This is a genomic window from Streptomyces sp. CA-210063, assembly GCF_024612015.1.
Lineage (GTDB): Bacteria > Actinomycetota > Actinomycetes > Streptomycetales > Streptomycetaceae > Streptomyces.
Genome location: NZ_CP102512.1, coordinates 181448 through 204995, shown reverse-complemented (window position 1 = coordinate 204995; position 23548 = coordinate 181448). Strand labels below are relative to the sequence as shown.

General features: G+C 67.7%; 24 protein-coding genes and 9 pseudogenes. 24 read left to right on the top strand and 9 right to left on the bottom strand.

The annotated features are described in order from the left end of the window. The first annotated feature begins 243 nt into the window (after positions 1–243). Together JIX56_RS00800 and JIX56_RS00795 are read left to right on the top strand one after the other, a co-directional pair. The gene (locus tag JIX56_RS00800) at positions 244–471 is read left to right on the top strand and encodes a hypothetical protein (RefSeq protein ID WP_257536800.1); all 228 of its coding nucleotides are present in this window, start codon (positions 244–246) and stop codon (positions 469–471) included. A 135-nt stretch (positions 472–606) separates the two neighbouring features. Continuing rightward, positions 607–818: pseudogene (locus JIX56_RS00795) on the top strand (amidase); the annotation flags it as partial. A 67-nt stretch (positions 819–885) separates the two neighbouring features. Here the strand turns inward: JIX56_RS00795 and JIX56_RS00790 are convergent. After that, complete coding sequence (locus JIX56_RS00790) at positions 886–2688, bottom strand: DUF2207 domain-containing protein (RefSeq protein WP_257536799.1); 1803 nt, start codon at positions 2686–2688, stop codon at positions 886–888. A 536-nt stretch (positions 2689–3224) separates the two neighbouring features. Here JIX56_RS00790 and JIX56_RS00785 point away from each other — a divergent pair. The 4 genes and pseudogenes from JIX56_RS00785 to JIX56_RS00770 form a co-directional block, all read left to right on the top strand. Continuing rightward, positions 3225–3914, top strand: coding sequence for a DUF6882 domain-containing protein (locus JIX56_RS00785; protein WP_257536798.1), 690 nt, complete (start codon positions 3225–3227; stop codon positions 3912–3914). Between the two features lie 341 nt (positions 3915–4255). Beyond that, positions 4256–4789, top strand: a complete 534-nt coding sequence (locus JIX56_RS00780) for a hypothetical protein (protein ID WP_257536797.1) — start codon at positions 4256–4258, stop codon at positions 4787–4789. A gap of 418 nt (positions 4790–5207) precedes the next feature. Continuing rightward, positions 5208–6461: an IS256 family transposase gene (locus JIX56_RS00775; protein WP_257550687.1), complete on the top strand. Its 1254-nt coding sequence runs from the start codon at positions 5208–5210 to the stop codon at positions 6459–6461. Continuing rightward, positions 6458–6601, top strand: a pseudogene (locus tag JIX56_RS00770) (GNAT family N-acetyltransferase); the annotation flags it as partial. The gene JIX56_RS00775 and the pseudogene JIX56_RS00770, both read left to right, overlap by 4 nt. A gap of 12 nt (positions 6602–6613) precedes the next feature. Here the strand turns inward: JIX56_RS00770 and JIX56_RS00765 are convergent. Together JIX56_RS00765 and JIX56_RS00760 are read right to left on the bottom strand one after the other, a co-directional pair. Further along, a complete protein-coding gene (locus JIX56_RS00765; protein WP_257536796.1) occupies positions 6614–7525 on the bottom strand; it encodes a MerR family transcriptional regulator in 912 nt (303 codons plus the stop codon). 181 nt (positions 7526–7706) lie between these two features. Further along, a pseudogene (locus tag JIX56_RS00760) lies at positions 7707–8573 on the bottom strand (IS5 family transposase); the annotation flags it as partial. Positions 8574–8588: 15 nt separating this feature from the next. Between JIX56_RS00760 and JIX56_RS00755 the strand changes: the two are divergent. From JIX56_RS00755 to JIX56_RS00745, 3 genes are all read left to right on the top strand, one after another. Continuing rightward, on the top strand, positions 8589–9005 hold the full coding sequence (locus JIX56_RS00755; RefSeq protein WP_257550685.1) for a GNAT family N-acetyltransferase: 417 nt from the start codon (positions 8589–8591) through the stop codon (positions 9003–9005). 68 nt (positions 9006–9073) lie between these two features. Beyond that, positions 9074–9436: a transposase gene (locus tag JIX56_RS00750; RefSeq protein ID WP_257536795.1), complete on the top strand. Its 363-nt coding sequence runs from the start codon at positions 9074–9076 to the stop codon at positions 9434–9436. A gap of 249 nt (positions 9437–9685) precedes the next feature. After that, a complete protein-coding gene (locus tag JIX56_RS00745; protein WP_257536794.1) occupies positions 9686–10636 on the top strand; it encodes an SDR family NAD(P)-dependent oxidoreductase in 951 nt (316 codons plus the stop codon). A 66-nt stretch (positions 10637–10702) separates the two neighbouring features. Here JIX56_RS00745 and JIX56_RS00740 read toward each other — a convergent pair. Next, positions 10703–11721 (bottom strand): annotated as a pseudogene (locus JIX56_RS00740) (IS5 family transposase). Between the two features lie 430 nt (positions 11722–12151). Between JIX56_RS00740 and JIX56_RS00735 the strand changes: the two are divergent. Next, the gene (locus tag JIX56_RS00735) at positions 12152–13252 is read left to right on the top strand and encodes an amidohydrolase family protein (RefSeq protein ID WP_257536793.1); all 1101 of its coding nucleotides are present in this window, start codon (positions 12152–12154) and stop codon (positions 13250–13252) included. Here the strand turns inward: JIX56_RS00735 and JIX56_RS47890 are convergent. Next, positions 13227–13646, bottom strand: coding sequence for a dienelactone hydrolase family protein (locus JIX56_RS47890; RefSeq protein ID WP_443031723.1), 420 nt, complete (start codon positions 13644–13646; stop codon positions 13227–13229). The genes JIX56_RS00735 and JIX56_RS47890 overlap by 26 nt on opposite strands. Here JIX56_RS47890 and JIX56_RS00730 point away from each other — a divergent pair. The 6 genes and pseudogenes from JIX56_RS00730 to JIX56_RS00705 all read left to right on the top strand — a co-directional run bounded on the left by JIX56_RS00730 (position 13592) and on the right by JIX56_RS00705 (position 17236). Next, positions 13592–13795 carry a hypothetical protein gene (locus JIX56_RS00730; protein ID WP_257536792.1) on the top strand — a complete coding sequence of 68 codons (204 nt, stop codon included), beginning with the start codon at positions 13592–13594 and terminating at the stop codon, positions 13793–13795. The two genes, JIX56_RS47890 and JIX56_RS00730, sit on opposite strands and share 55 nt — an antisense overlap. A 138-nt stretch (positions 13796–13933) precedes the next feature. Then, positions 13934–14203 (top strand): hypothetical protein, encoded by a 270-nt coding sequence (locus JIX56_RS00725; RefSeq protein ID WP_257536791.1) that lies wholly within the window; start codon positions 13934–13936, stop codon positions 14201–14203. A gap of 315 nt (positions 14204–14518) precedes the next feature. Further along, positions 14519–14778: pseudogene (locus JIX56_RS00720) on the top strand (hypothetical protein); the annotation flags it as partial. A gap of 31 nt (positions 14779–14809) precedes the next feature. Then, positions 14810–15403 carry an immunity 21 family protein gene (locus JIX56_RS00715; RefSeq protein WP_257536790.1) on the top strand — a complete coding sequence of 198 codons (594 nt, stop codon included), beginning with the start codon at positions 14810–14812 and terminating at the stop codon, positions 15401–15403. 407 nt (positions 15404–15810) lie between these two features. Further along, a complete protein-coding gene (locus JIX56_RS00710) occupies positions 15811–16206 on the top strand; it encodes a MerR family transcriptional regulator (RefSeq protein ID WP_189304622.1) in 396 nt (131 codons plus the stop codon). Between the two features lie 106 nt (positions 16207–16312). Continuing rightward, positions 16313–17236 (top strand): NADP-dependent oxidoreductase, encoded by a 924-nt coding sequence (locus JIX56_RS00705; protein ID WP_257536789.1) that lies wholly within the window; start codon positions 16313–16315, stop codon positions 17234–17236. A gap of 70 nt (positions 17237–17306) precedes the next feature. Here JIX56_RS00705 and JIX56_RS00700 read toward each other — a convergent pair whose 3' ends face one another. Further along, positions 17307–17660, bottom strand: a complete 354-nt coding sequence (locus tag JIX56_RS00700) for a tetratricopeptide repeat protein (RefSeq protein ID WP_257536788.1) — start codon at positions 17658–17660, stop codon at positions 17307–17309. 38 nt (positions 17661–17698) lie between these two features. Then, complete coding sequence (locus tag JIX56_RS00695) at positions 17699–17989, bottom strand: hypothetical protein (RefSeq protein WP_257536787.1); 291 nt, start codon at positions 17987–17989, stop codon at positions 17699–17701. 137 nt (positions 17990–18126) lie between these two features. Here JIX56_RS00695 and JIX56_RS00690 point away from each other — a divergent pair, with 137 nt between their 5' ends. The 3 genes and pseudogenes from JIX56_RS00690 (at position 18127) to JIX56_RS00680 (ending at position 19546) form a co-directional block, all read left to right on the top strand. After that, the gene (locus tag JIX56_RS00690) at positions 18127–18723 is read left to right on the top strand and encodes a hypothetical protein (RefSeq protein ID WP_257536786.1); all 597 of its coding nucleotides are present in this window, start codon (positions 18127–18129) and stop codon (positions 18721–18723) included. A 65-nt stretch (positions 18724–18788) separates the two neighbouring features. Then, positions 18789–19256, top strand: a pseudogene (locus JIX56_RS00685) (transposase); the annotation flags it as partial. A 68-nt stretch (positions 19257–19324) separates the two neighbouring features. After that, the gene (locus tag JIX56_RS00680; RefSeq protein WP_331597473.1) at positions 19325–19546 is read left to right on the top strand and encodes an IS3 family transposase; all 222 of its coding nucleotides are present in this window, start codon (positions 19325–19327) and stop codon (positions 19544–19546) included. Positions 19547–19744: 198 nt separating this feature from the next. Here the strand turns inward: JIX56_RS00680 and JIX56_RS00675 are convergent, their stop codons facing one another. Continuing rightward, positions 19745–20428 (bottom strand): NADPH-dependent F420 reductase, encoded by a 684-nt coding sequence (locus JIX56_RS00675; RefSeq protein WP_257536784.1) that lies wholly within the window; start codon positions 20426–20428, stop codon positions 19745–19747. A 74-nt stretch (positions 20429–20502) separates the two neighbouring features. On the opposite strand from JIX56_RS00675, the gene JIX56_RS00670 reads away from it, so the two are divergent. From JIX56_RS00670 to JIX56_RS00655, 4 genes and pseudogenes are all read left to right on the top strand, one after another. Further along, complete coding sequence (locus tag JIX56_RS00670; RefSeq protein ID WP_257536783.1) at positions 20503–20883, top strand: winged helix-turn-helix transcriptional regulator; 381 nt, start codon at positions 20503–20505, stop codon at positions 20881–20883. A 103-nt stretch (positions 20884–20986) separates the two neighbouring features. Beyond that, positions 20987–21289, top strand: a pseudogene (locus JIX56_RS00665) (transposase); the annotation flags it as partial. Positions 21290–21331: 42 nt separating this feature from the next. After that, on the top strand, positions 21332–22315 hold the full coding sequence (locus JIX56_RS00660) for a GNAT family N-acetyltransferase (protein ID WP_257536782.1): 984 nt from the start codon (positions 21332–21334) through the stop codon (positions 22313–22315). 367 nt (positions 22316–22682) lie between these two features. Further along, the gene (locus tag JIX56_RS00655) at positions 22683–23012 is read left to right on the top strand and encodes a hypothetical protein (RefSeq protein WP_257536781.1); all 330 of its coding nucleotides are present in this window, start codon (positions 22683–22685) and stop codon (positions 23010–23012) included. On the opposite strand, the pseudogene JIX56_RS00650 reads toward JIX56_RS00655, so the two are convergent. Further along, positions 23002–23308 (bottom strand): annotated as a pseudogene (locus JIX56_RS00650) (hypothetical protein); the annotation flags it as partial. The gene JIX56_RS00655 and the pseudogene JIX56_RS00650 overlap by 11 nt on opposite strands. On the opposite strand from JIX56_RS00650, the pseudogene JIX56_RS00645 reads away from it, so the two are divergent. Further along, positions 23309–23401 (top strand): annotated as a pseudogene (locus JIX56_RS00645) (HNH endonuclease); the annotation flags it as partial. It abuts the pseudogene before it with no gap. Positions 23402–23548 lie beyond the last annotated feature (147 nt).

Below are 23548 nucleotides of genomic sequence, written 5' to 3'. Positions count from 1 at the left end.
CCCAGGCCCCGGCGAAAAGGGAAGAGCCGCACCGGCAGGTCAGCAAGACCGCCCTCACACGGTCAGCGCGGATGCACATGCTCGGGGCCGTGCTGCTCGCGGTGGCGCCGCTGATCGGCTGGGGCTGGGTCGCCCTCGCCGTCTTCCAGCTGCTGTTCGGTCTCCTGGCTACCGGGATGGACGCCCCGGTCCAGGGGCACCGGGAGCTGCGCTTCGCGGCCGGCGTCCTGGGAGTGGTCACCCGTGCTGGTGCCCCTGCTCGTCTTCGGTGTGCTGTCCGGATGGTTCTGGATCGCCGCGGCCATCGGCTGGATCGGCAGCCCCGCGGTCGCCCTTGGCACCCCGCCCGACGGCCACCGCGCGCCGCGCCGTAAGGCGTGGCACCAGGAGCTGACGCGGGAGCTGCGGCGCTGGGGGAGTGTCCGCCGCCCCGAGACGGGACTCGGGCCATGTCACGCTGACGGAGCGTGAACGTGACATGGCCTGTCAGAGGTCGCTATGAGGCTTGATGCCTGTTTCGCCTGTGAGGTTGGGTGAGGTGTGATGGTCGCGGGTTCGTAGCTGGTGCTACGGGTGGGGACGGCGGCATCCGGCGACCATGCGACCACGGCGTTCGAGGCGGGTGCGGAGGGTACCGGTCACCGTCGTCGGCCCGGCTGGCCCCCCTTCACCTACCCGTTCGATATGACCCAGCAGCCGGCCGCGACGTCCGCATCGGCGCGGCCGGGGCCGACCGCCCGGTCACCTTCCAGCCCGTGGCCGCCCAGCGCCGCTGCGACGTGGTGCGGCGCGCGGCGCACGCGCTGTACGAGGCGGGGTGGTGCGGCGCGCGGCGCACGCGCTGTACGAGGCGGGGTGGTGGGAGTCAGGCCGGGCGCGCCGTAGTCACCATGAGCCGCCGCCCCCGCCACCGTCTCCGCCGCCGGCCCCTCCGCTGTCGCCTCCGCCGCTGTAACCGCCAGACGAGGAACCCGAGAAGGAACCCGAGCCGCCGGACGACGGGTCGGTGGCGGCGGAAACGGCCGCCAGCGGCAGGTATGTGGCGAGGTGGGGCCGGAGCGTCGCGTCGTCCCCGGGTATGGCCGTCCGTGCCCGGGTGCGGGACGCATGCGCGTTCGCCGCGTCGGCCGCTGCCGCCGCTGCCGTCCATGCCTCGGCCTCGCCGAGGGCCACGGCCCACGCGATCTCGTCCTCGGCACGCTTCTCCCAGCCATGCCGCTCGGATTCGGCCAGATGGCGCCGGTAGGCCTCCGCCTGGCACCACAGGTGGGAGCCGCGCACGGTGCGTGTCCGCAGTTCCCAGGCCCGCACGAGGGCCGCGAGCCCGGCGCCGGCCAGTGCCGCGCCGACTGCCAGCGGCGTCCGCCAGTCTGCGCCAGGATCCGCCACGTCCGTCGCCGTGACCCCCACGACGACCGTTCCGGCGGCCGCGGCCACCGCGCCGCCCCACAGGGCGATCCGGCGGCGCCGCTCCCCGGACGGCTCCCACAGCCCGTCGCCACCCGTGCGCCGCCAGTCCTCGAGCCGGTGCCGCAGCAGGTTCCAGGCGATGGCGAACGCCCCGTTGTACTGGCCCAGCGGGACGCGCGGCTTACGGGCGAACACGGCCTGGAGCACCTCCGCCGTCAGCGGGTCGGCGGAGCCGGCCGACCGCTCGTCGGCCTGGTGCAGCACGGGCTTCTTCTTGCCGCTGATGGCCAGATGCCCGTCCGCCGCCGCGGTCAGCAGCCACGCCGCCAGGTGTTCCTGGCGCACCCGGTCGGTGAGCAGGATGCCGGCGTGGGCGGGAGCGATGCCCGCGGGCGGCTCACCGTTCGGTGTGACCGAGGCACCCAGCCGGCGAACGTCCATCCGCCGGGTCCGGCCGTCCGCCCCCTGGACCCGCTCTCGCCCCGACAGCCGCACCAGCTCCGCGACCACGGCCGTCGCGGCGAGGGCGATCCCCGTGGCCCACAGCCACCCGGCCGCGACGCCGTCCCCCGCCTCGGCGGCAGCCGCCCGTCCGCCGGGCGCCTTCGGCAGCGCCGCGGCGCCGCCCCCGTCGGCATCTCCGACCTCCGCGTACAGCGTCAGACCCTCTTGCGCCTCCAGCGCGTCCTGCGCCACGTCCAGTTGTCCCGGTACGGGCTGCCGCTGCGTCGCACAGTCCTCGTGCGAACCGGACGATCCCGACATGCAGCTCGGCCGTTGCAGGGCGAACGGGGCGGCCAGGTGCACGTCGACGTGCCCGACGGGCACGTCCCACTTCGTGCCGACGGCATCCCACGCCAGCCACTCCTCGTCCCCTAGGTGCGGCAGGGTGTACTCGATCCGGTACCGGTGGGTCCCGGTCACCGTCGCATCGGGGTCACCGATCACGATCCGTGCGTCCAGCCCGTCCTCGACGCGGTAGGGCACCGGCTCGCCGTCCGCCGTGACGGACACCTTGCTGACGTCTCCGGGCTCCGACCCCGGAACGTCACGGTAAATGCCGTGCCGCTGCTCACCGTTGAAGTCGTAGTCGATCACCTCGGTGATCCGGGCCGTCCGGTCGGTACGTATCTCGGCGCCGACCCACATCCGGGTTATCCGTTCCCCGGGCTCCCCGAGCACCGCGCCCAGCAGCCCGACCAGCCCCACCAACACCGCGCCCACGAGCAGCAGAACGGCATCCCGCCGCCTGCGCCACCCCACCGACCTGGCCCTCACCCGGGCCCTCCTCACCGTCACCCGTGACCGTCAGGGGAGGACGATACAGGCCACGTCTTAGGCAACAGAGGCGCGCGAGACCGCAGTCGGGCGTCCGCGATCCATCCGTCGCCGAGACCGAGCCGAGGCTGAGCAGACCGGCTTGAGTAACGGGACAGGGGCGGTCGAGGTGCGGGCCGGCAAACCGACCCTGTGCACGCTCCGCCCGGCTACACGACCCCCGGAGCAACGCGGCCTGCTCACATCCCGTCAGCGGTCCAAGTGCCGCAGGCGGTGGGGCGTGTACTTGCGGCCTCCAACTGGCGATCCGTCAGGAGGATGCAGAAACGACCCAGTAACGGTGCGGATAACCAGGAATCACCCTCCTCGTCCCGGGGGGGGGGGCGACCAGAGTTGTCGGACCCCCGGGACCAGGAGGGGAAGTCATGCCGGACCCGAAGGCCGGAGGCCCCATCGCGGAGCCAATGAAGACGGTAACGGGGGGGAACGGAGCCCGGGCTACCCGTCGTTGGGTCTCACCCCCTACGCTCGTGATCATGACAAAGAGATTCAGCGACCAGTTCCTGCTCGAGGCGGAACGGCACTCCGTCTGGGGCGCCGCTCAGCTCGAGGCGCTCATGGAGTTCCTGCCTGAGGCGCCGTGGAGCGCGGACCTGCCGACGTGTTCGTACCAGCAGGGGGAGGTGCAGCTACGGGTCGGTGTCCTTGGGACGTACGACATGGAGGGGGGTTCCTGGCTGTGGGGCTGGGCAAATCCGGGGCTCGGCGGGAGTGAGGTCGTGGCGTTGTCCGCTGCCGTGGCACGGTATGGGCAGGCGCACGGGATTCCTGAGTTCACCGCTGAGGAACTCGACCTGTCCGGGTTCGACGATCCTCGGCGGGCCGCCGAGATGCTGGCCTTCGCGGGGATGGGGGTAGCCAACGCTCCCGGGTACATCGGGCAGCCCGCCGGGCCCGGCACTCAGGTGTACTTCCTGCCAGACGACCCGAAGGTGCCGAGCGCCCTGCTCGATCCGGTCGCCCTGCCGCGCGTGCTCATGGCCGGGGTCTCACTCATCGGGCGTTCGCCGCTACAGGCCGTCACGGGGTACTTCGAGCACCACGGCGTGCCGCAGCGCGTGGAAGGCGACCGGTTGATCGCCGATCTGCCGACGGGGAACGCCGCCGTTGTCTCCTTCGACCGGATGGGGCGGATCGGCAACATACGGCTCACGGTCACCGGCTGACCCGAACCGTCCGTCAGGCTGGCGCGAGTTCCTGGGTGAGGACGTGTTCGACCAGGGAGATGAGGACGTCCTTGCCGGATTCGCGGTCGCGGACGTCGGGCGCGGAAATTCAGTTTCCGAGCGCCGCCTTGCCCAAGGATCGCTCCGCAATCCGGGCAGCCGCTGACGCGGGCAGCAGGTGGCCGAAGACGAAAGTCTGGAAAGTAAAGTGTTGAGACGGCCGTCGACGATCGCCGGACCCAGGCCGCCCAAGGCGGACATGACAGTGTCCGCTGAGACGGCTGAGCGCCGGAGCCGATGACACCGTCATGCTTCGCGCGCTCCTGGTGAAAGGAGGCCACATGAGCGAGGCGTACTCGCCAATCCCGGAGCTGAACCTGCTCAAGGAGTTCGAGGACCGGATCGGTCCGGTCTACTACTCGGAGGGTTTCGAGCTGCGCGAGTACGGCGCAGACGCTGGCCTCCACACCTGGTCGGAGCATCCGGAGTTCCTGAGCCGGTTCATCCCCTTCGCGCAGGCCAACGGCTCCGGCTCCGACTACGCGCTCTGGCGGTGCGACGATCGGACCGACCTTGCCGCTCTGCCCGTCGTCTTGGTCGGCGATGAAGGGCATCTCTATGTGATCGCGCGAAACCTGATGGAGCTGTTCCAGCTTCTGGCCATCGACAGCGAGCCTGTCGCTGACTTCGGGTTTCTTGCCTCTGGAGACGTCGAGGAACACAGCGATGGCCACCATGAGTTCCTCACCTGGTTGAACCAGAATTTCGGCCTTGAGCCACCGGAGGACCTGCACGCGCTCTGGACCGGGCGAAAGAAGTCTGACGATCGGTTCAGGGAATGGGTGAGCCAGTTCGTTGAGTTGGACGATCACTGACAGTCCATCGCAGTTCGTGATCTTCATGGCTGTGCGGCTTGTCGCCGGTAGTGGCTTACCTGGGCTCGGGTCACGGCCGGCGGCGTCGCTGACCACCTGCTGGCCGCCACCCCAGCTGACGGACTCGCGCCCGTCTCGCGCCTCGGCCTTGTGCCACGTACCTGATGTCAGGACCCTGGCAGAGTCACTTTTGGTAGTCACCAGTTTGAGCCGTCGCGGCGCAGTTGCGTCGTGCTGTCTGCGTCCAGGGACTCCCTCCGGTTGTGGCCGGAGGGACGGTGCGGTTCGCCGAGGGAGCAATGCTCAGTACCTGTGGATCGGCCTCGGGGAGGCGTGCGAAGGGCGTACCTTCCCGAGTGATCGATTGAAGGTCACCGAGTAGACCGGCGTGCGCAGCGCCGGCCGGGAAGGTACGCCCATGCTCACGGTAGTCACCGAGGACGGCTCGACGCGAGAGGGGTCCCTGATCGACGGGATCGTCCGGGAGGGGGCGAGGCGGATGCTGGCCGCCGCCCTGGAGGCCGAAGGTGATGCGTATATAGCTGAGTTGGCCCATGAGAAAGACGAGCGTGGGCGGCGGCTCGTGGTCCGCAACGGTCATCACCAGTCGAGGAAGGTGGCCACCGCTGCGGGAACCATCGAGGTCAGGGCCCCGCGGGTCAAAGACAAGCGCGTCGACGAGGAGACGGGCGAGCGTAAGCGGTTCTCCTCGGCGATCCTGCCGCCCTGGGCGAGGAAGTCCCCGAAGATCAGCGAGGTGCTGCCGCTGCTTTACCTGCACGGCCTGTCGTCGGGTGACTTCGTGCCCGCGCTGGAGCAGTTCCTCGGCTCCTCGGCCGGCCTCTCGCCCGCCACCGTCACGAGGCTGACCGTCCAGTGGCAGGCCGACCACCAGGCGTTCGGCGAACGCGACTTGTCCGATTCGGACTACGTCTATGTCTGGGCCGACGGCATCCACCTGCGCATACGCCTGGCCGAGGCGAAGTCGTGCGTGCAGGTGCTGATGGGCGTGCGCGCCGATGGCACCAAGGAGCTGATCGCCATGTCCGACGGCTACCGCGAATCAGCGGACTCGTGGGCTGACCTGCTGCGGGACTGCCGGCGCCGGGGCATGCGGGCACCGGTCCTGGCGGTCGGTGACGGCGCCCTCGGCTTCTGGAAGGCCCTGGCCGAGGTGTTTCCCGAGGCTCGCCATCAGCGGTGCTGGGTTCACAAGAGCGCCAACGTATTGAACGCGCTTCCGAAATCCGCCCAGCCCGGAGCGAAGAAGGCCCTGCAAGAGATCTGCAACGCCGAGGACCGGGAGCATGCGCTGAAGGCCATCGCGACGTTCGGGAAGACCTACGGGACGAAGTTCCCCAAGGCCGTCAAGAAGATCACTGACGACGCCGACGAGCTGCTGGCGTTCTACGACTTCCCCGCCGAGCACTGGATTCATTTGCGCACCACGAACCCCATCGAATCGACCTTCGCCACCGTCCGGCTGAGGACGAAGGTCACCCGGGGCGCCGGCAGCGCAGCCGCCGCGCTCGCCATGGTCTTCAAGCTCGTTGAGTCCGCCCAGCAGCGGTGGCGGGCCGTGAATGCGCCCCACCTCGTCGCCCTGGTCCGCGCCGGAGCCCACTTCGAACGCGGGCAATTCATCGAACGCCCCCAGGCGGTTGCGGCGTGAGCACCATCGCGGAGGCCCAGACCATCAGCACCGGGCGACTGGACCTGTTGCCGCTTCACGTCGAGCACGCCGAGGAGATGGCCGCGGTGCTGTCCGATCCGGCTCTGTACGCCTTTATCGGCGGCACCCCGGACACCCCGCTAGGCCGTGTTTTAGGTAGCGGGTGAGTCTTGGGCGGAGAGTTCTTCGGCCAGTTCCATACAGCGCAAGCGGGCTGGGGAGAAGTCGTAGGGCATCTTGCCGGTGGCTTCGAACGCGCTCATGGAGTCAGCCTCCCGCCTGCCAGAGCTGAGGTCGGCCTCGTCCTCGCCGTCATCGGCGGTGGCAGGGTGCAATGTGTCCCAGGCGTCGAAGAGGTCATCGTCGCCCTTACCCAGACCGGACTCCTCGATGACGGCCTGCAGGGCGCTTTCGAAGGTGTGCCGCTCGACGGCCACTTGAGCCACCCGTGGATCATCGACGGCGACACTGTCATCGAGGGCCTCCTCGGCGTCATCGATGCGGTCGGAATCCTCCCGCAGAGTGGGATGCGTGGCCAGGACGACGAAGCGGGTGGCCTGGACGGCCGCGCCGAGCGGGCCGAATACCCGCTCAGTGACCAGCAGACTGTCCAGGTCCGCCTGACGCAGGGAGCCCTCGGGCAGGCTCTTGAGGCGTTCGGTGACGAAGTCGGAGAGCAGGCCCATCCGGCTCCCTTCGGTGCGCATCCGCTGCACGGCGGTCCGTTGCCGCCGCAATTCCGCCTCCTGCTCGGCGAGGGTTTCCTCCAACCGCTCCAGGATGCCCGCGATACCGTCTCCGCTGTCCGCACCGGCGGAAGCCGTGCCGGTGGTAAAGGCGTCACGGATGTCGTCCAGGGCGATCCCGGCGTCGGCCATCTTGCGAATCCACAGCAGTCGGATCATGTCCTCGTACCCGTAGCGGCGGCGGTCATCGCCGCCCCGCTCAGGCTCGGGGAGCAGCCCGATCTCGTGGTAATGGCGAATCGCCCGTGGCGTGGTGCCGGCGAAGGCCGCCGCGTCACCGATCTTGACCTGGCGGGGTGGCATGAAGGACGAATGCATGAGCAGGGACCTTTCCTCAAGGCATAGGGACGTAAGTCCACCGGACCACATGCCGCTACGGAAGGTGCAACCCCATACACACCGCTCCGCCCAATGCCAAGAAACGCGCCCTTCCTCCGTAACGACCGCAGGGCCGTCCTTTCCTGCTGTGGCATCCGCACGACGGCAGGCTGAGGGGGCACAGCCACTGATGAATCGCCGCGACCTGAACCGTCGCCTCGAACCGAACCGCAAGTTCATCGAACCGGGTCGCCACGGCCCGGTGCTGCTTGAGACGGCTGATCCCGCATTCGACCGCGTGCCGGGCCTTGTAGTCCTCGCGGTCGAAGACGGGCGGACGGCCACCGCCACGTCCGCGGCGCCTGCGGTTGCGGACCTGATCGACCGGCTCAGGAATCGTGCACCTGATGCCACGTCTGCGCAGGTAGGCGCGATTCGCGCGTGAAGAGTACGCCTTATCGCCTCGCACCCGCAGCGGGCGGCTTCTCGGCCGACCGACACCAGGCCGGGGCACCCCGATCGCGTTCAGGACCGGCTCGAACTGCGGACTGTCACCGCGCTGCCCGGCGGTGATCAGCAGCGACAACGGCTTCTGTCCCTGCTCACACGCCAGATGAATCTTCGTGGTGAACCCGCCTCGCGACCTGCCCAGTCCATGGTCTTCAGGTTCGGCGCTCACTCCGCCCGGCGGTTCCTTCTGCACAGCACCGCGCCGGCGGGCACCGGCAGCATGCTGGTGTGCCCGGCAGATGGTGGAGTCGACATTGACCTCCCAGAAGATCAGCCCGGCCGCATCAGCCCTCGCCTGCAACAACGTCAGCAGCCGGGCCCACACACCCCGACGCTGCCATCTCCGGAACAGCCCATACACCGTCTGCCACGGTCCGTACTCGAACGGCAGGTCCCGCCACGGAACTCCGGTCCGAACCCGCTACCGCACACCGTCTATCAGCCGCCGACAGCCAGGCCACCTGCGACTTATGCCCACCGCAGGCAGCAACGACTCCAGCACCGACCACTGCTCATCAGAAAGATCCCCTCGCCCCACATCTTGATCATCAGCATGCAGGGCGTGCACAGGAAGCCGAACCTAAAACACGGCCTAGCTCTGCGCTCGCGCTACCAGCGCATGACCGCAGGCTCTCCCGATCCGGCCGTCTCCTGGCTGAATTGGGTGATCCGGCTCCGTGATGAGGCATGCCTGACGGGCACGGTCCAGGCGACGATCAGTTCCTGCGGCCACGGCCCCCTCGCCGAGATCGCCTGGGTGATGGGAACTTCGTGGCAAGGAAGAGGCATCGCCACCGAAGCCGCCCGAGGACTCGTCGACTGGCTCAGCCAGCAGTCGGTGCAGACCGTCATCGCCCACATCCACCCCGAACATCAGGCATCCGCCGCCGTCGCCACCGCCGCCGGGCTCACGCCCACCAACGAATGGCACGAAGGCGAGATTCGATGGCACCGGAGCGTCAGGCGATAACTTCACCGATCCACAGGTCTTGACTATTACTCAGTGACCCCAGCCCACGCACCATCACCTCATGGATCATGCGCCCGCAGCAGACACTCCGGCCCTCGGAGACCGCGCAGCTGGAAACCGCACGGAACGCCTGCCCAGAGATCGCCGCCGCCTGCGACCTCGCACGGGAGTTCACAGACATGGTCCGTCACCGTCAGGGCCACCTACTGCGGGACTGGATTCAGAAAGCTGAGCTGAGCGGCCCCGAGGCCATCGGCATCTTCGCCGGCTCCGTCCGTCAGGACCTCCCGGCCGTCACCGCGGGTCTCACCCTGTCCTACAGTTCCGGCGCCGTTGAGGGGCACGTCAACAGAATCAAGACGATCAAACGGCAGATGTACGGCCGAGCCTCCTTCACCCTGCTCAGAGCCCGCATCCTCCTGCAGTCGTAGTCATCACGGAAGAGCGGTCACAACCCCCGAGTTGACCACTGAGTGCTTCATCTGGCCGCGCTCGCGACCAGTTCTGCGCCGGTCGTGGCGTAGCGGCCTTCTTGCTCTCTGTAGTTCTCCGGAGGGGTACCGGAAGTCTGTCGGCGCTAACCGTGATCTGTCGGCGGTATGTCGGTGGAGGTTGCGACCTTGGTCGGGTTGGTGCTCTTCATGAGCACGCTGCCCAAAAAACGCAAGGAGCCTGTCATCGTGTCTTCCGCATCCCCGAGCCGAGCGTGGGACGTTCACCGGCTGCCGTCTGCCGAGGGCAGGATCTTCCTGGTGACTGGGGGTAACGCCGGGATCGGCTACTTCGCCGCGGAGCAGCTCGCCGCCACCGGTGCCGTTGTCGTACTCGGCAGCCGGGACGCCGCGAAGGCCGACGCCGCCATGGCCTCGATCTGCTCGCGCGTTTCCGGTGCGCGTGTGCGGCACTTGCAACTTGACCTCGCCGACCTGTCGTCCCTGAAGACCGCCGTGGACAGGCTGGACCTCGATCATCTCGACGCGGTGGTCTACAACGCAGGGGTCGCTCTCGACAACCCGCCGCGTCGAAAGACCGGGGACGGTCACGAGCTGATGTTCGGCACCAACCACCTCGGCCACTTCGCGCTCACCCAGTGGCTGGCCCCCCTGCTGTCCGCGGCGTCGGCGGGTCGCATCGTGACGGTGGGAAGCTTCGCGGCGCGGTCCGAGCGACTGGACATGGGCGATCTGCAGTCCACCCAGGACTACCGGCCCAAGCGCACCTACGGCCGATCGAAGCTGGCGCAGATGTGCTTTGGTTTCGAACTCGATCGCCGCCTGCGTGCCGTAGGCAGCACGGTTCTCAGTGTGGTGGCCCACCCCGGCGGCGCACTGGACTCCCTCACCCCGTCCCGCCCGCCGGTAGGCGTGACAACCCCCGGCGAGCGGCTGCGCGCCTTGCCCTCCGCGCTCTTGGTGCAGGGCAAGGACGCCGGAGCATGGCCCGTCGTCCGCGCCGTCCTCGACTCGGAGGTGCAGGGAGGGCAGCTATGGGGGCCGAGGGTCTTCGGCCTGCGTGGCATACCGCGGCGTGAGCCCGTCCCCTCTCATATGGCCGACCCGGCCGTCGCCGCTCGCCTGTGGGCCGTCAGCGGTGAGCTGGTCGGCACCGATCCGCACCTCGGCTTTCGATAGACGCGGAGCCGCGCCCAGGACGGCCGCCCTGTGGCAAGCTGCCATGTTCAGCCCGGCCAACCGGGCTCAGTCACAACCAGTTGCCTGCAGGAGGTCGTTGATCCAGATCATCGAGATCATCGAGGCGCGGAGGTGGAGGCCAGCGAGGTAGCACTCGGGCGTCTTGTCGTAGCGGCTCGCGATGCCCCGCCAGGCCTTCAGCTTGTTGATCAGGCGTTCGACGGTGTTCCGCTCCTTGTAAAGACCGGCGTCATGGCTTGTGGGCCGGCCGTCCCCGCTGCCCTTCTTCTTCCGGTTGGCGGCTTGGTCCTTCTTCTCCGGGATGACCGCCTTGATGTTGCGTTTCCGCAGGTAGGAACGGCTACCACGGGACGAGTAGGCCTTGTCTGCGGCGACCGCGTCGGGCCGGGTGCGGGGACGGCCGACGGGCAGACGGACCCGCACCTTCTGCAGCACGCGGACGAACTGCGGGCTGTCGGCGGCCTGGCCTGCGGTCAGGACGAGTGACAGCGGACGGCACTTGCGGTCTGCGGCGAGATGAATCTTGCTGGTCAGCCCACCCCGGGACCTGCCGAGCAGGGCTTGCTTCAAGCGGAGTTTGCGCCGTCGCCGGATGTGTCGCCGCTCGTCCTGCTCGGGGTCTTCACTGCTTTCCTGCCCGTTCTGCTCCTGCGGGCCGCCCCCTTTTGCCGGGCCTGCTCCTGCTCGGCGGCGGCTTCCTCAAAGGCGTCCATGACCTCCTTGCCGATGCGCATCCCGGCGGCGTCGTGGTGGGCGCGGGCGGTAGTGGAGTCGACGCTGACCAGGGACAAGTCAGTCTTCCCCTGGCGGGCGGCCTCGGCAATCAGGCCTTCCAGCAGCGTGGCGAAGACGCCGGCGTCCCTCCAGACCCGGAAGCGGCCGTAGACCGTCGGCCCAGGACCGAACTCATGGGGCATCTCCCGCCACTGAGCGCCGGACCGGAACCGCCAGATCACCCCCTCGAACTGCTCCCGTAGCCGCTCGAGGTACGGGCCGAACCCGCCGACCGGCAGGTAGGGCTCGATCAACTTCCACTGTTTGTCGGTGAGTTGCCTGCGCGTCACGCGCAGCGTCTTACCGGATCCCGTCTGTGCACGGGGACGGGAACCCGAAGACTGATCGCAACATCACACATGCCCTAGCTCAGTTACACCGCTCTTTTGACGGATCCTCAGAACTGCTGGGTGCCGGACAGCGAGCGGGGTTCAGAGCTGGAACGGTTGCGGACACCGCCGGCGAACTCGGCGGGCACCGCGGTGGTGAGGGCCATGGAACCGGGGGGAGGGTACATCCGCGTATCCGCTGTCTATCGGCGGTCGGCACGGGGGCGTCCGTCTGAAACCGGATAACGGCGCGAACTGGCGAGGCTTCTCCCTCTGGACCGCGTCCGTTCGACGTAACCGAACTCGAACAGGGCAAGCCGTGGCGATCGTGGGCCCGTCGCCGGGCCATCGTGGTGCGGCAAGCTGATGGCGCTACGGATGGGATACGCGGATGTCGGAATCGACCCAGGCCATGAGTCGGCGCAGTCTGCTCATCACCGGTGGGGCGGTAGCGACCACCGTCGCTGCCACGGGCGGGTCCAGTGCTCTGGCCAGAGGGGAAGCGGTACTGCCGGGAGCGGTGAGCGGTGATGACGCCAGCCGGGCAAGGATTGACGTCCACCACCATTTCACCGCTCCGGCATGGGTTGACTGGGCCGAGCGTGAGGGGCTGGTGCTGCGGCAGGAGCTGCAGTGGTGGGCGCGTTGGGATCTGGAATCCACTCTGGCGCTGATGGACCGGGTGGGAATCGCAACCGCGGTCCTCAACCCGACCATGCAGGACCGGTACCGCTCCGCGGCGCAGGCCAGGGAGGGTCTCACTATCGTCTTCGAGGCACTGACCGACTTGGTGGCCGTACACCCGGACCGTTTCGCCATCCTCGGCCCTGCTGTCCTGGACTATCCCGAAGTGACCACGTGGGCTCTCCAACGCGCCTTCGACGAACTCGGTGCCGTTGGAGTCAGCGTGAAAGCCAACTACAACGGCGTCTACCTCGGTGATCCCTCGTACGACCGTTTCCTCGCAGAACTCGACGAACGCGCCACGGTCCTTTTCACCCACCCGCTCGACCTCCCGGGCGGACCACCCGGCGCCCCCACCGTCCCGGGAATTCCGAACTTCATGTGCGATTTCCTGCTGGATACCACGCGTGCCGCTGTGAACCTGATCCGTACCAGGACACTCGACCGCCACCCGCACCTGTCAGTCGTCCTGCCACACGCCGGCGGATTCCTCCCTCAGATCGCCACCCGCATGAAGGCCTTCGGCGACTTCTGCACCCCGCCTCTCGATGCCGCCCGTGTACAGGACTATCTCCACCGCTTCTACTACGACACGGCGGGCCCGCTGGCCCCCTCGGGCACTCTGGTGGCCACCGCCGGTGCCAACCGGATCCTCTTCGGCACCGACTGGCCGGCCGCCTCCGCCGACATCATCACCGACTTCACGGTACCGGCCATCGAGACCGACCCCGTCCTCACCGACCGCCAACGTCGCGGCATCAACCGCGACAACGCGCTCCGCCTCATGCCCACGCTGAGGCGCGCCTAGCCTGGCCACGAGCGCGCCACACCATCCGCACGTCGCCATTGGCAAGATGACGGACAGCTGGCCGACGGACGCGATGCGCACGTCTTCGCCCTCGGTGTCGCTGGCATCGGTGCGGCCGGCGTCGCGGGCGAGCGCCGCGATATGGGTGATCAGGGTGCTGCCACGCCGTGCGCGCGCTTTCCTCGACGTACAGTCGCCGGCGGGCGTCGCAGGCGAAGGCGTGCCCGGCCGCCGATGGGCCCCGGAACACGTAGCTCTCGAAGTCGACCTCGGCCGCGCTCAGGGCCGCGTCGATGGCCGCGGCCTGGGCGGCTGGGATGGTGGGTCGTCTGAACCGACGTGCAGCAGCATGGGAGCGTCGATCTTCGCGACCCGAGCGCGGGCCTGGGCGCACTGCGTCCCATCGGCATGGCCCTGTACGTCCTCAGCTGCTTCCACGCCTGGCAGCTCCTGGACTCCTGGCTCACTCACCACCGCCGACCGAACGCGAAGGTCCGCCGCCTGCTCATCGAGCAACTCCTGACCTGCAACCCCGACGCTTGACTCCCCCAAGACACCGGCTAGGCAGCTTGCTGCCGTACCCGCTACTCACGCCTGTCGGCCAAGTCGTGGGGGCGGGAAGGGAAAAGAGCCAGCCTTCGCGTACAGCCCGGGCAACAGTCGCGCCGTCATACTGTGCGCATGCGTCTCGGGGTGGTCGTAGCGATCCTTTACTGCCTGCAGTTCAGCCGGGAGTTGAGCGACGAGGAAGTCGAGCGCATCGCCCGCATGATCTTTGAGCGGCCTCTCTACGACCTCACCGTCGAGAAGCAGTACGCGGGGATCGAGGCGGCCCTCGCCGCGGTTGCCTGGGCGGAAGACCTGTCCTGGCAGCCGCATGACGAGCCGTCGATCCGGGACTTCCTGCGGCGTCTGCTGGAGCGTCTGGACGCGCTGCGGCCGTGGCAGTAGCCGCCGTTCCGCAGCCTCGGCTGCGGCCGCTGGGAGAGCTGCAAGCGTGGGGACAGCCGGCCCACGTACGGCTGTAGTCCCCGTCGCAGGACCAATGTACGTGCGTTTGCGCACCGAGCCCGGGGAAGAGGACCAGCGCGAGAGCCGGTGCGGCGTATGCGGTCCAGGGACGAAGTCGCCCTGGTGGCACCGCCGCTGCCGAACGGATACGACGTGGTGCTGATGACCCGATCGAGTCGATCTTCGTCACCGTCCGCCTGCGGATCAAGGTCACCCGGGGCGCCTGAAGCGCGGCGCCGCCGCCCTGGCGATGGTTCCACCACCCTCGACGGCTGGAGCCTGGAGGTCGTCAGCCCCGAGTGGCCGCACCATCGCGTGCTGCTGTCCGCCGATGGAGGGATGCCCCACAACGGACCGCACGCCGAACGCTGGTGGCACATCTTCGATTCCAACTACTCCGGGCCGCCGGCTTCTCGCCGACTGGGCGAACTCTCGCGGTTGCCACCAGCAGCGAACTCACGCTCTGGACCCGTCCAGCACCCGACGCGGAGCCTCCAGTCCAGGCCGGCGCATGAGGTTGTCACTGGGCAACGGCACCATGTCCGCATGAGCGACAACCCCGAAACCCCTCGTCATGGGCGTGATCTGGCCTGGGTGGGATCCATGGGCGGCCCGCTGGTCGTCATCCCGGTATCCGCGTTGCACTTGTGGGGCGGCTGCACCGAGGACGGCGTGATCCTCGGAGGCTCGGACGAGCCAGACGACTACGACCGCGCGTGCTCGGTCGAGGAATTCGCCGGGGTGACCGGCCTGCGCGGCGGCGGCAGGTGCGCGCTGGTGCTGGGCGATGAGCCTGCCACGACCTGCTACCTGCCTGAGCAGAGGGTCTTCCTGCGATGGCTCGCTGCCGACTCCGACGTCGAACTGTTCGCTGCCGCCGAGGCCCTGCTGGGTGACCCCGCCACCCCGTGGGAGGACTGCGGATCGTGGGAGACCGATGGTCAGGCCGTTCTCATGGACTCAGCCGAGGCGGGGAGCGATCTGGGCGTGCCCTACCCTGCTGGCGGAGGCCAGCCCGATGAAGCTCCGGTCCCCATTGCCGCTGGACGATGGCGGATCCGCGCATTCCACAAGCGTGACGAGTTCCCTTGGGTGGGCGTGGTCCAACTCCTTCCGGAAGCCGATCGCGACGGCTCCTGACGCACACCCCGGTGTTCGGACACGGCCGCGACTCGCCATCGGCCGCTGCCCGGGGAGCCTTGCGTCAGCTGTTCCGGAAGCGGCGAGCCTCGGCGATGAGTTCGGCGGGCAGGGCGGGGCCAGCACAGGCGTGGGAGCAGGCCCCGGTACGAGTCGTTTGGTAGGTGCGGCGCCAGTGCGATGAGTTCGCGCAGGTCGTCGGGGGAGCCCGTGAACCGGGCGCGGTAGGCAGCCCCTGCCGCTCGAAGGGTGATGTCGGCGCACCGAGAAAAGTGCTCAGGCGTGTACAGACGAACGTGCTCAGTCGTGGGATTGGGAGGACAACCCTGCGGCCGTGGGGGTGTCCGCGAGCGTCCATGACTCGACGGCGGTCTGAACCTGGAGCACGCGGGCGTAGGCTCTCAGGGATGCGGATAGGCGAGTTGTCCAAGCGCACGGGCGTGAGTCCGCGCTCACTGCGGTACTACGAAGAGCAGGGCCTGCTGACCAGCTCACGCTCCGACGCGGGGCAGCGTCACTATTCCGATGCTGCGGTCCAGCGCGTGTCACTCATCCGACAGCTGTTCGACGCGGGTATGTCCAGCAGGGTGATCGCGACTGTGCTGCCGTGTGTGGACGTCCCGGGTGACCTGGGCGTCGCCGAGGAGACGTTCACGGCGATGATGCGCGAGCGCGACCGGATCGACGCCGACATTGCGCACCTGATCGAGACCCGGGATGCACTCGACGTGCTGATCAGGGCCAACAGCCGACACCGGGCGGAGCTGTCCACGGCCCCGGAACCGGTGGCGCAGTCGGCCTGATGCTGTGATCTGCATCTCAGCCGGTTGCCCCTCACATCAATGTCAGAGGTGAGGATGGCGACTACGCCCGGAATCACCGGGTCGGTCATACGAGAGGCGGCGGAAGATGGGGCAGGCGTGGGGTTTCGGCAGGTATGGCGGGCCCGAGGTGCAGGAGTTCTTCGATCGTCCCGATCCCGTCCCCGGTCGCGGCGAGGTACTGATCCAGGTCGACGTCGCCGGCGTGAATCCCCTCGACCACCTTCTGCGCTCGGGTCTGGTCGACGGGCTCGACGGTGGGCGTCCGTTTCCCCGCGTGCTGGGCATGGAGGCAGCCGGAACCGTTCTCGCCCGGGGCGAGGACGTCAACGGGCTCGAGGTGGGTGACGCGGTCTTCGGCTTCGCACTCACCGGTGGCGGCACCTACGCCGAGACGACGGTGCTGTCCGCGCCGAACACCGCGCGCATCCCGGAGGGTCTGTCCGCGACCGTGGCGGCAACGCTGCCAGTAGCCGGGACGACCGCGGTGGACGTGCTCGACCAGCTCAGCCTCCCGGCCGGTGCCACGGTCCTGGTCAACGGAGTCGGGGGCGGGGTCGGCCTCGCCGTCGCCCGGCTGGCTATCGGGCGCGAGCTGCGTGTGATCGGCACCGGGAGTACCGCCAAACGCGAGCACGCCGAGGCCATCGGGGTGCGGTTCATCGACTACACCGCCGAGGACGTCGCCGCCGCGGCACGCGAGCTGGTTCCGGACGGCTTCGACGGGATCGTCGACCTGGCCGGAGGCACCTCGCTGCGGACGGTCGCTCCGCTGGCCCAGGATCCCCGCAACGTCATCGCTGTGGGTGATATGTCTGTGCCCGATCTCGGTGGGCGTTTCGTCGAGCGTCGCGTCGACCGCGAGAACCTGGAGCGGTCGGCCCGGCTGGCCCTCGACGGACTCCTCGCACCCGTAATCACCGCGGTCCATCCGCTCTCCGACGCCCCGGCCGCCCTTGCCACCGTCGAGAACGGTCACACCTCGGGCAAGGTTGTCATCAAGGTGGCATGAGAAGTGCTCGGCCGTCTGACGCTGTCGACCGTCCATTGCGGACTGACGAGAACCCGTGGTCAGCGCATCATCAACTGAGCACGTTCACCTGTACGGGGTTGAGCACGTTCAGTCGTACGCCGACAGGTGACCTCGGTCGGCTCGTGCTCCACCCCTGGTCGATGAGCTGGACCGCGGTGGTGAAGTCGCCCTGTTCGGCACGTAGGTCGGCCAGGTCGAGATGCAGCGACCAGGCGGTCGGGTCCAGGGTGAGAGCGCGCTCGAACGCCGCTGCGGTCTGCCCGGGATCCCCCAGCTTGCGCCATGTCCTTGCCCGCACGACTTCCGTCAGCATGATCCGCTGAATGGCATCCGCCTGGTCGCAAAGGTCGAATGACGCATCGGTGAGACCGCAGGCCCGCAGGAAGATCGCCATCTTGGCCATCAACGGCAACAAGGAAGTTGACGGAAGACTGACCGCGGTCAGTCGCCGACGAACCACAGATACAGGTGCGTCCCGCGCTCGACGACCTGGCACAACTCGCGGGCCTGCCCGACCCATTCGCCACCGCAGGCAGCGGGAATCCGGTCGAGCTCGGCCAGCAGCAGCGGAATCTGCCGCTGGTTGAAGACCGCATCGCCATAAGGAGTCAGGGCCCAGAGCATCGGGAAATCCAGCGCACTCAAATCCGGGAAGCCGACCATCCAATCCACGCCGGCCTCGGCGCGGGCCACGGCCTTTCCGCTGTCTCCACGCACTTCCAAATTGATCACCCGTCGAGCCTATCGGCGCCCTCCATGACCCGCGAAGGAATTTTCGACCATGACGTTTCCCCAGGCTCCGGCACTGCCCGAGGCCATCGAACGAGAGCGGGACGACGCAGCCTGACAACGTGGTCGACAATGACTGCATGGATGTCACCGAGCTGCTCGAATCGGCTTCCCTCCTCGTCCCGGAAGAGGTCGCTACCGAGAACGACATCTCGGTGCCAGACGTCTGGGACTACCTCGCCCACGACGAATGGCAGATCGCTCTGAGCCTGCTGGAGGAGCTCGGAGACGGGCAACCGCTGCCCTTGACGTTCTGGGAGCAGCTTGCCGAGGCGGCTGAGCAACTCGGCCTTGAGCGGAGCGCGGCTTGGTGCCACTGGCGGCGTTCCGAGATCCGAAACGGAATGATCCGGGCGGATCTGACGCTTCGTCCACCCACGGAGGCCCGACGCAAGACACCAATCTCCGGTCACGGTGTTCTGCGACCCATGTGGGACATCGGGAACCTCTCACCCACCGGGGCCGCTTCGGTGAGTATCGCCGGGCTCTGGGTTGAGGACATGCCCGTTCTGGAGCCTGGCGGCCGAGCCACTGTCCGCCTCGTTCCCCTCACTCCCACTCACTGGACGCACGTCAAAACCGGCCAGCAGATCAACATGCACGAGGACCGGACCGTGGCCGGCACCGCAGTCGTGCTGGAGGTTCACCTCCCCACCCCCGCCATGCCCGCGAGATGACCTGACCGTCCCGCCCTCACGCTGGTGCAGATATCTCCGTACCCGGTGGAGCAGTCACAGGAGTACGTCGACAGTCCGGCGTCCAGCTCGTCATCTCCGACGCGCACGCCGGCCTGGTGGACGCCATCGGCGCCGTGCTGCCCGGCGCCTCGTGGCAGAGATGCCGCACCCATTACGCCCGCAACCTGCTCTGCCGGGTTCCCAAGTCGGCTCAGCCCTGGGTGGCCACGCTGCTGCGGACCGTCTTCGAACAACCCGACACCGAGGCAGTCCAGGCCCAGATGCGGCACGTCCTTGACGCCCTGGAAACCAAGTTCCCCCAGGCCGCTGAACACCTCGACGCCGCCCAGCACGAGCTGCTGGCGTTCACCGCGTTCCCGCGCGAGATCTGGCGGCAGATCTGGTCGAACAACCCGCAGGAGCGGCTGAACAAGGAAATCAGGCGTCGCACCGACGTGGTCGGGATCTTCCCCGACGACTCCTTGAACCTGAGCAATACACGTCTATCAAGCTCACAACACGCCTGGTCAGAGCAGGAGTTCAGGCGTCCATGGGCTCGGTCGGCGACTCCTTCGACAATGCCCTGGCGGAGAACCTGTGGATGCTGATCAAGACCGAGTGCATCCGCGGCCGCGTCTTCGTGACCAGGGCCGAGGCGAATCTCGCGCTCTTCGAGTACATCGACGGCTTCTATAACCCCCGCCGCATCCAGAAGCGGCTCGGCTACCGCAGTCCCATCGAGTTCGAAGAGAAGCACTACGCCGACCAGGCAGCGGCCGAACCAGTGAACCTGAAACCACGTCAACCCGCCCTGACCTTCTAGTCAGCCACTCCCGCACAGCGGGGGAACCTCAAGATCCGATACAGCCAACTCACCCTCTACCAGATCCTCGACGCCATCCAGGACCTGCTGAACTGCTGGACCGGCACCTGCACCACCTGCCACCGCCCCCTGCCAGAACGTCCACTACCAGCCCGAACCCACGAGCCAGAGCAACTTAACGGAGTCCTATTAGAGCCCCTAACGGAAAGCCACCGTGCCGCCCTCCGTTTCCTGGTGGCTTGGTCCGGCCGCGTATGTCAGCGGAGGTGCGATTGCTTGCGCATCCGCTCCCTCGCCGACCCACAGGGCGATGAACAGCGCGGCGGTCGCTTCCAGGAGTCCCGCACGTTCGAGACCGCCGCCAGCTACGGGTTCGCAGCCCACGTCCTGCACCAACTCGCGTACACGCACGAGGGCCGTCTCGTCGTCCCCGCAGACCGGAACGGCCAGTGGCCGCCCATCGAAGACGGGCGGCCGCATGCGCCACACGTCCTCGTGGCAGAGGTTGAAAGCCTTGACCACGTGGGCTCCCGGTGCCGCCGCGGCAAGTTGCTGCGCGGCTGAGGGGCCTCCTTCCGTCAGCAGCCGGAAGCCCGGCCCGACCGGGTTGGAGCAGTCGAGCAGCACCTTGCCCTCCAGGGCCGCGTGCAGGCCCCGTGCCACGTCTACTCCCGCCCCGAAGGGCAGCGCGGCCAACACCACCTGACCGGACTCGGCCGCCGCGCGCAGACTGGCAGGCTTCGCGCTGCCTCCAATGCGCGTCGCGAGCCGCTCCGCCTTGTGTGCGTCCCGCCCCCCGATAATCACCTCGTGCCCGGCCCGCACCCAGTGGGTGGCGAGCGCGTCGGCCATGTTGCCCGTTCCCAGTACACCGATTCTCATCACGTGGTCCCTCTCCGTGCCTGCTTCGACCGTTCACACCGACGCTAGAAGGCCGTTCGGGCACCATTTGGTACGTGACGACCGACGCCTTCCTCGCCGACTGCCGCGCCCGCCTCGCCTTCGACCTGCTCTCCAACACCTGGAACGCCGTGGTGCTCTGGGCACTGCGCGACGGCCCCAGGCGCCCGGTCGAATTACGGGAGCGAATCGGGGGCATCAGCTCCAAGGTCCTCACCGAGACTCTGCGCCGGCTGCAGTTCAACGGACTGGTCGACCGGCAGGCAGACCCCGACGCACCATCGCGGGTCGAGTACCAACTCACCGCTCTGGGCCGGACCTTACTGGCGCCCATCGACGCCGTCGGCGCATGGGCCTTCGAGTACGGCGATGAGGTTATGGCCGCCCAGGAAGCAAAATGCACTCCCGACCCGCGGTCCCCTCGTCCAACTTGCTAGAGATCTTCAATGGCTGAGGTTACGGCGGTTGGATAGCGCGGCGCACCCGTCTCTGTAGAGCTTCTGCGAAGCGATCGAGAAAGCGGAGCAATGCTCAAGACCTGAGAAAATCACTGACGATCAAGAGGAACTACTGGCGTTCTTCGACGTCCCAGCCGAGCACTGGATCCACCTGCGGACCACGAATCCGATCGAGTCCACGTTCGCCACCGTCCGCCTGCGGACCAAGGTCACCCGAGGCGCCGGCTCCCGCACCGCCGCCCTGGCCATGGTCTTCAAACTCGTCGAGTCCGCCCAGCAGCGGTGGCGGGCCGTGAACGCACCCCACCTCGTCGAACTCGTCCGTATCGGAGCCGGCTTCGAACGCGGCTGGCTCGTTGAACGGCCGCAGACGACCGCGGCATGAATAGGGTGGCGGGCCTGCCTCGAAGTTCGAGATCATCCGATCATGTCGGATGACACGCCAGGACAGGACCTTCCGGCCGGCTTCGGGTTCCGGCCGTATCGCGGGTACGAAGACCACGGCGCCATGGCCGCGGTGCGGCTGGGGTGTGCCGAACGGGACCGGGTCGACGCCCATTCGGTTGTAGAAGGGCTCCCGACGGCGGCCGAGATCGCCGAAGCCTCTGCCGCGCTGGAGGAGCCGTCCAAGAACCAGATCCTGGTAGTGCACGGCGGAAGCGTCGTCGGCTACTCGACGATCCGGTGGTGGCAAGAGCGGGACGATACGTGGCTCTACCTGCACCGCGGCTACCTGTTGCCTGAGCATCGCCACCAGGGCATCGGGTCAGCCATGCTGAGCTGGGCCGAAGAGCGAATCCGTCAACTCGTCGAACAGCATGGAACGGCGCGGACGGCAGTGATCGGCGCGAACGCCATGGCCTCCGAGCAGGACGCCACGGCGCTTCTGCTGGCAGCCGGCTATCGACGTGTTTTCAGCCTGGTCGAGCTGGAGCTGGGCGATCTGCAGCAGTTGCCCGAGCCGGCCAGCGAACTGCCGGCCGGGATACGGACGGGGCCGATCGGGACCAGCCACTATGGTGCAGCCTGGAGGACGGTCGTCGATTCGTATGCGGACACCGGTTTCACTCAGAAGTGGCCTTTCCAGGACTTCGTCGACACCGCTGACCCGGCATGCTGGAGGGCTGCCTGGAATGGGCGGGATATGGTCGGCGTCGCCCTCTGCTCCATCCGCCGTCACGACCACACTGTGGGCGAGGTCGAAGAGCTGAGTGTCCGGACGGACCAGCGACGCCTCGGAGTCGGCCGGGCCCTGCTGTTGGACGGGCTACGAAGCCTTCGCGAGCAGGGTGCAACAACCGCCCGGCTGTACACGGGCACGGCAAACCCGCATCGGTCCTACGATCTCTACGAGAGCGTGGGGTTCCGGCGGCAGAACGAGTACGTCCGTTACCGCAAGCCGCTCGCTTGACCGACCGGTCATTGGGCTGTTCGGTCAATCCACAGGATTTGACAATGCCTCAGAAAGCGGAGGCCGTCGGACAGCTCCTCTGTGTAGGGTGATCGACTATCGCCCGAACGTGACCTGTTGGAGGATTCGCGGTGTCTGACGCTGGCGACACCGCACCAGTGACGGTGAGGGCGGAAGGACCGACCGCAACCACCGCACACCGATCATTGCGGCAGTTATCACTGGGGCGGCCACTGTCGTAGCCGCGGTGATCGCGGCAGTGCTTGCGGGTGGTGGCACCCCGAAGGAGTCCCCCGCTGCTGCGGTCACGGCCTCGCAGCAGACGTCCGCAGCCTCACCCACAGCGCCTCCGGCCACCTCACAGCCTGTGCAGACCCTTCCTCCGACATCATCGGCCCCGGAGCTGTCCCCAACAGCCGCCCGCATCGTCGTCAGCCCTGACTCGGCCGCCGAAGGCGCTGTCATCACCCTTACGGGCTCTGGCTTTGCCGCTGGAGAACAGGTGCGCATCGTCTTCAACGGGACGTACGGCAATATGATTGATCTCTGCGACGTCACGGCCGGATCCGATGGCGGCTTCGCTGCACAGATCAAGGTTCCAGACGACAGCGTCAACTCAGATCAGCCGCAGTCGTTCGAGGCCCGTGGCTTGGAAAGCCAAAGTCGCGCCGACACCCCCTTCCACATCACGGGCTAGAGATCTTCAATGGCTGAGATTGCGGCGGTTGGAAGTCGAGGCCGGTCTTGGCGATGAGGCCGGGTCGGTACTGCATCCGTGAGTTGGCGATTCCGCTCATCGCATGATGGACGCCGTCGCCGTTCAAGCGGCAGTCGCGGAGGACCTTCCAGGTCTTTTTGCGGGTGAAGGCGTGCTCGACGCGGGCACGGACCTGACGGTGGGAAGTGTTGTGCTCTTCCTTCCAGGCCGAGCTTGCTCTGCCCGTGCTCGCGGCGATGCGGCATGACGAGGCCGGCACCCCGGTGGCCGCCGTTGAGGCGTACGCCAACGACCAGGACGACGAACGCGTGCTGATTGCGGTGTCCGCGGCGAGCAACCGCTCCGAGTCGGACCAGGACCCCAGCACATGACTCCCTCACAGGGAATCCGGAGCCTCCATCAGAACCGGAGCGGTTCATAAGCGCGACACCGTGAAATTGAGCGGCCCGAAATCGTCCAGGCAGAAGACGACTTCGGGCTCGCCTCCTCGGGTAGACCTCGCCGTCGGCGATCGC

Excerpts from the sequence above, each read along its gene's own strand:
- JIX56_RS00755 (WP_257550685.1), top strand. The coding sequence starts at position 8,589 with ATGCAGGGCGTGCACAGGAAGCCGAACCTAAAACACGGCCTAGCTCTG.
- JIX56_RS00715 (WP_257536790.1), top strand. The coding sequence starts at position 14,810 with ATGAGCGACAACCCCGAAACCCCTCGTCATGGGCGTGATCTGGCCTGG.
- JIX56_RS00700 (WP_257536788.1), bottom strand. The coding sequence starts at position 17,660 with ATGGCCAAGATGGCGATCTTCCTGCGGGCCTGCGGTCTCACCGATGCG.
- JIX56_RS00660 (WP_257536782.1), top strand. The coding sequence starts at position 21,332 with ATGTCGGATGACACGCCAGGACAGGACCTTCCGGCCGGCTTCGGGTTC.
- JIX56_RS00680 (WP_331597473.1), top strand. The coding sequence starts at position 19,325 with ATGCTGATCAAGACCGAGTGCATCCGCGGCCGCGTCTTCGTGACCAGG.
- JIX56_RS00675 (WP_257536784.1), bottom strand. The coding sequence starts at position 20,428 with ATGAGAATCGGTGTACTGGGAACGGGCAACATGGCCGACGCGCTCGCC.
- JIX56_RS00735 (WP_257536793.1), top strand. The coding sequence starts at position 12,152 with ATGTCGGAATCGACCCAGGCCATGAGTCGGCGCAGTCTGCTCATCACC.
- JIX56_RS00690 (WP_257536786.1), top strand. The coding sequence starts at position 18,127 with ATGGATGTCACCGAGCTGCTCGAATCGGCTTCCCTCCTCGTCCCGGAA.
- JIX56_RS00765 (WP_257536796.1), bottom strand. The coding sequence starts at position 7,525 with ATGCATTCGTCCTTCATGCCACCCCGCCAGGTCAAGATCGGTGACGCG.
- JIX56_RS00785 (WP_257536798.1), top strand. The coding sequence starts at position 3,225 with ATGACAAAGAGATTCAGCGACCAGTTCCTGCTCGAGGCGGAACGGCAC.
- JIX56_RS00780 (WP_257536797.1), top strand. The coding sequence starts at position 4,256 with ATGAGCGAGGCGTACTCGCCAATCCCGGAGCTGAACCTGCTCAAGGAG.
- JIX56_RS00705 (WP_257536789.1), top strand. The coding sequence starts at position 16,313 with ATGGGGCAGGCGTGGGGTTTCGGCAGGTATGGCGGGCCCGAGGTGCAG.
- JIX56_RS00710 (WP_189304622.1), top strand. The coding sequence starts at position 15,811 with ATGCGGATAGGCGAGTTGTCCAAGCGCACGGGCGTGAGTCCGCGCTCA.
- JIX56_RS00775 (WP_257550687.1), top strand. The coding sequence starts at position 5,208 with ATGCTCACGGTAGTCACCGAGGACGGCTCGACGCGAGAGGGGTCCCTG.
- JIX56_RS00725 (WP_257536791.1), top strand. The coding sequence starts at position 13,934 with ATGCGTCTCGGGGTGGTCGTAGCGATCCTTTACTGCCTGCAGTTCAGC.
- JIX56_RS00750 (WP_257536795.1), top strand. The coding sequence starts at position 9,074 with ATGCGCCCGCAGCAGACACTCCGGCCCTCGGAGACCGCGCAGCTGGAA.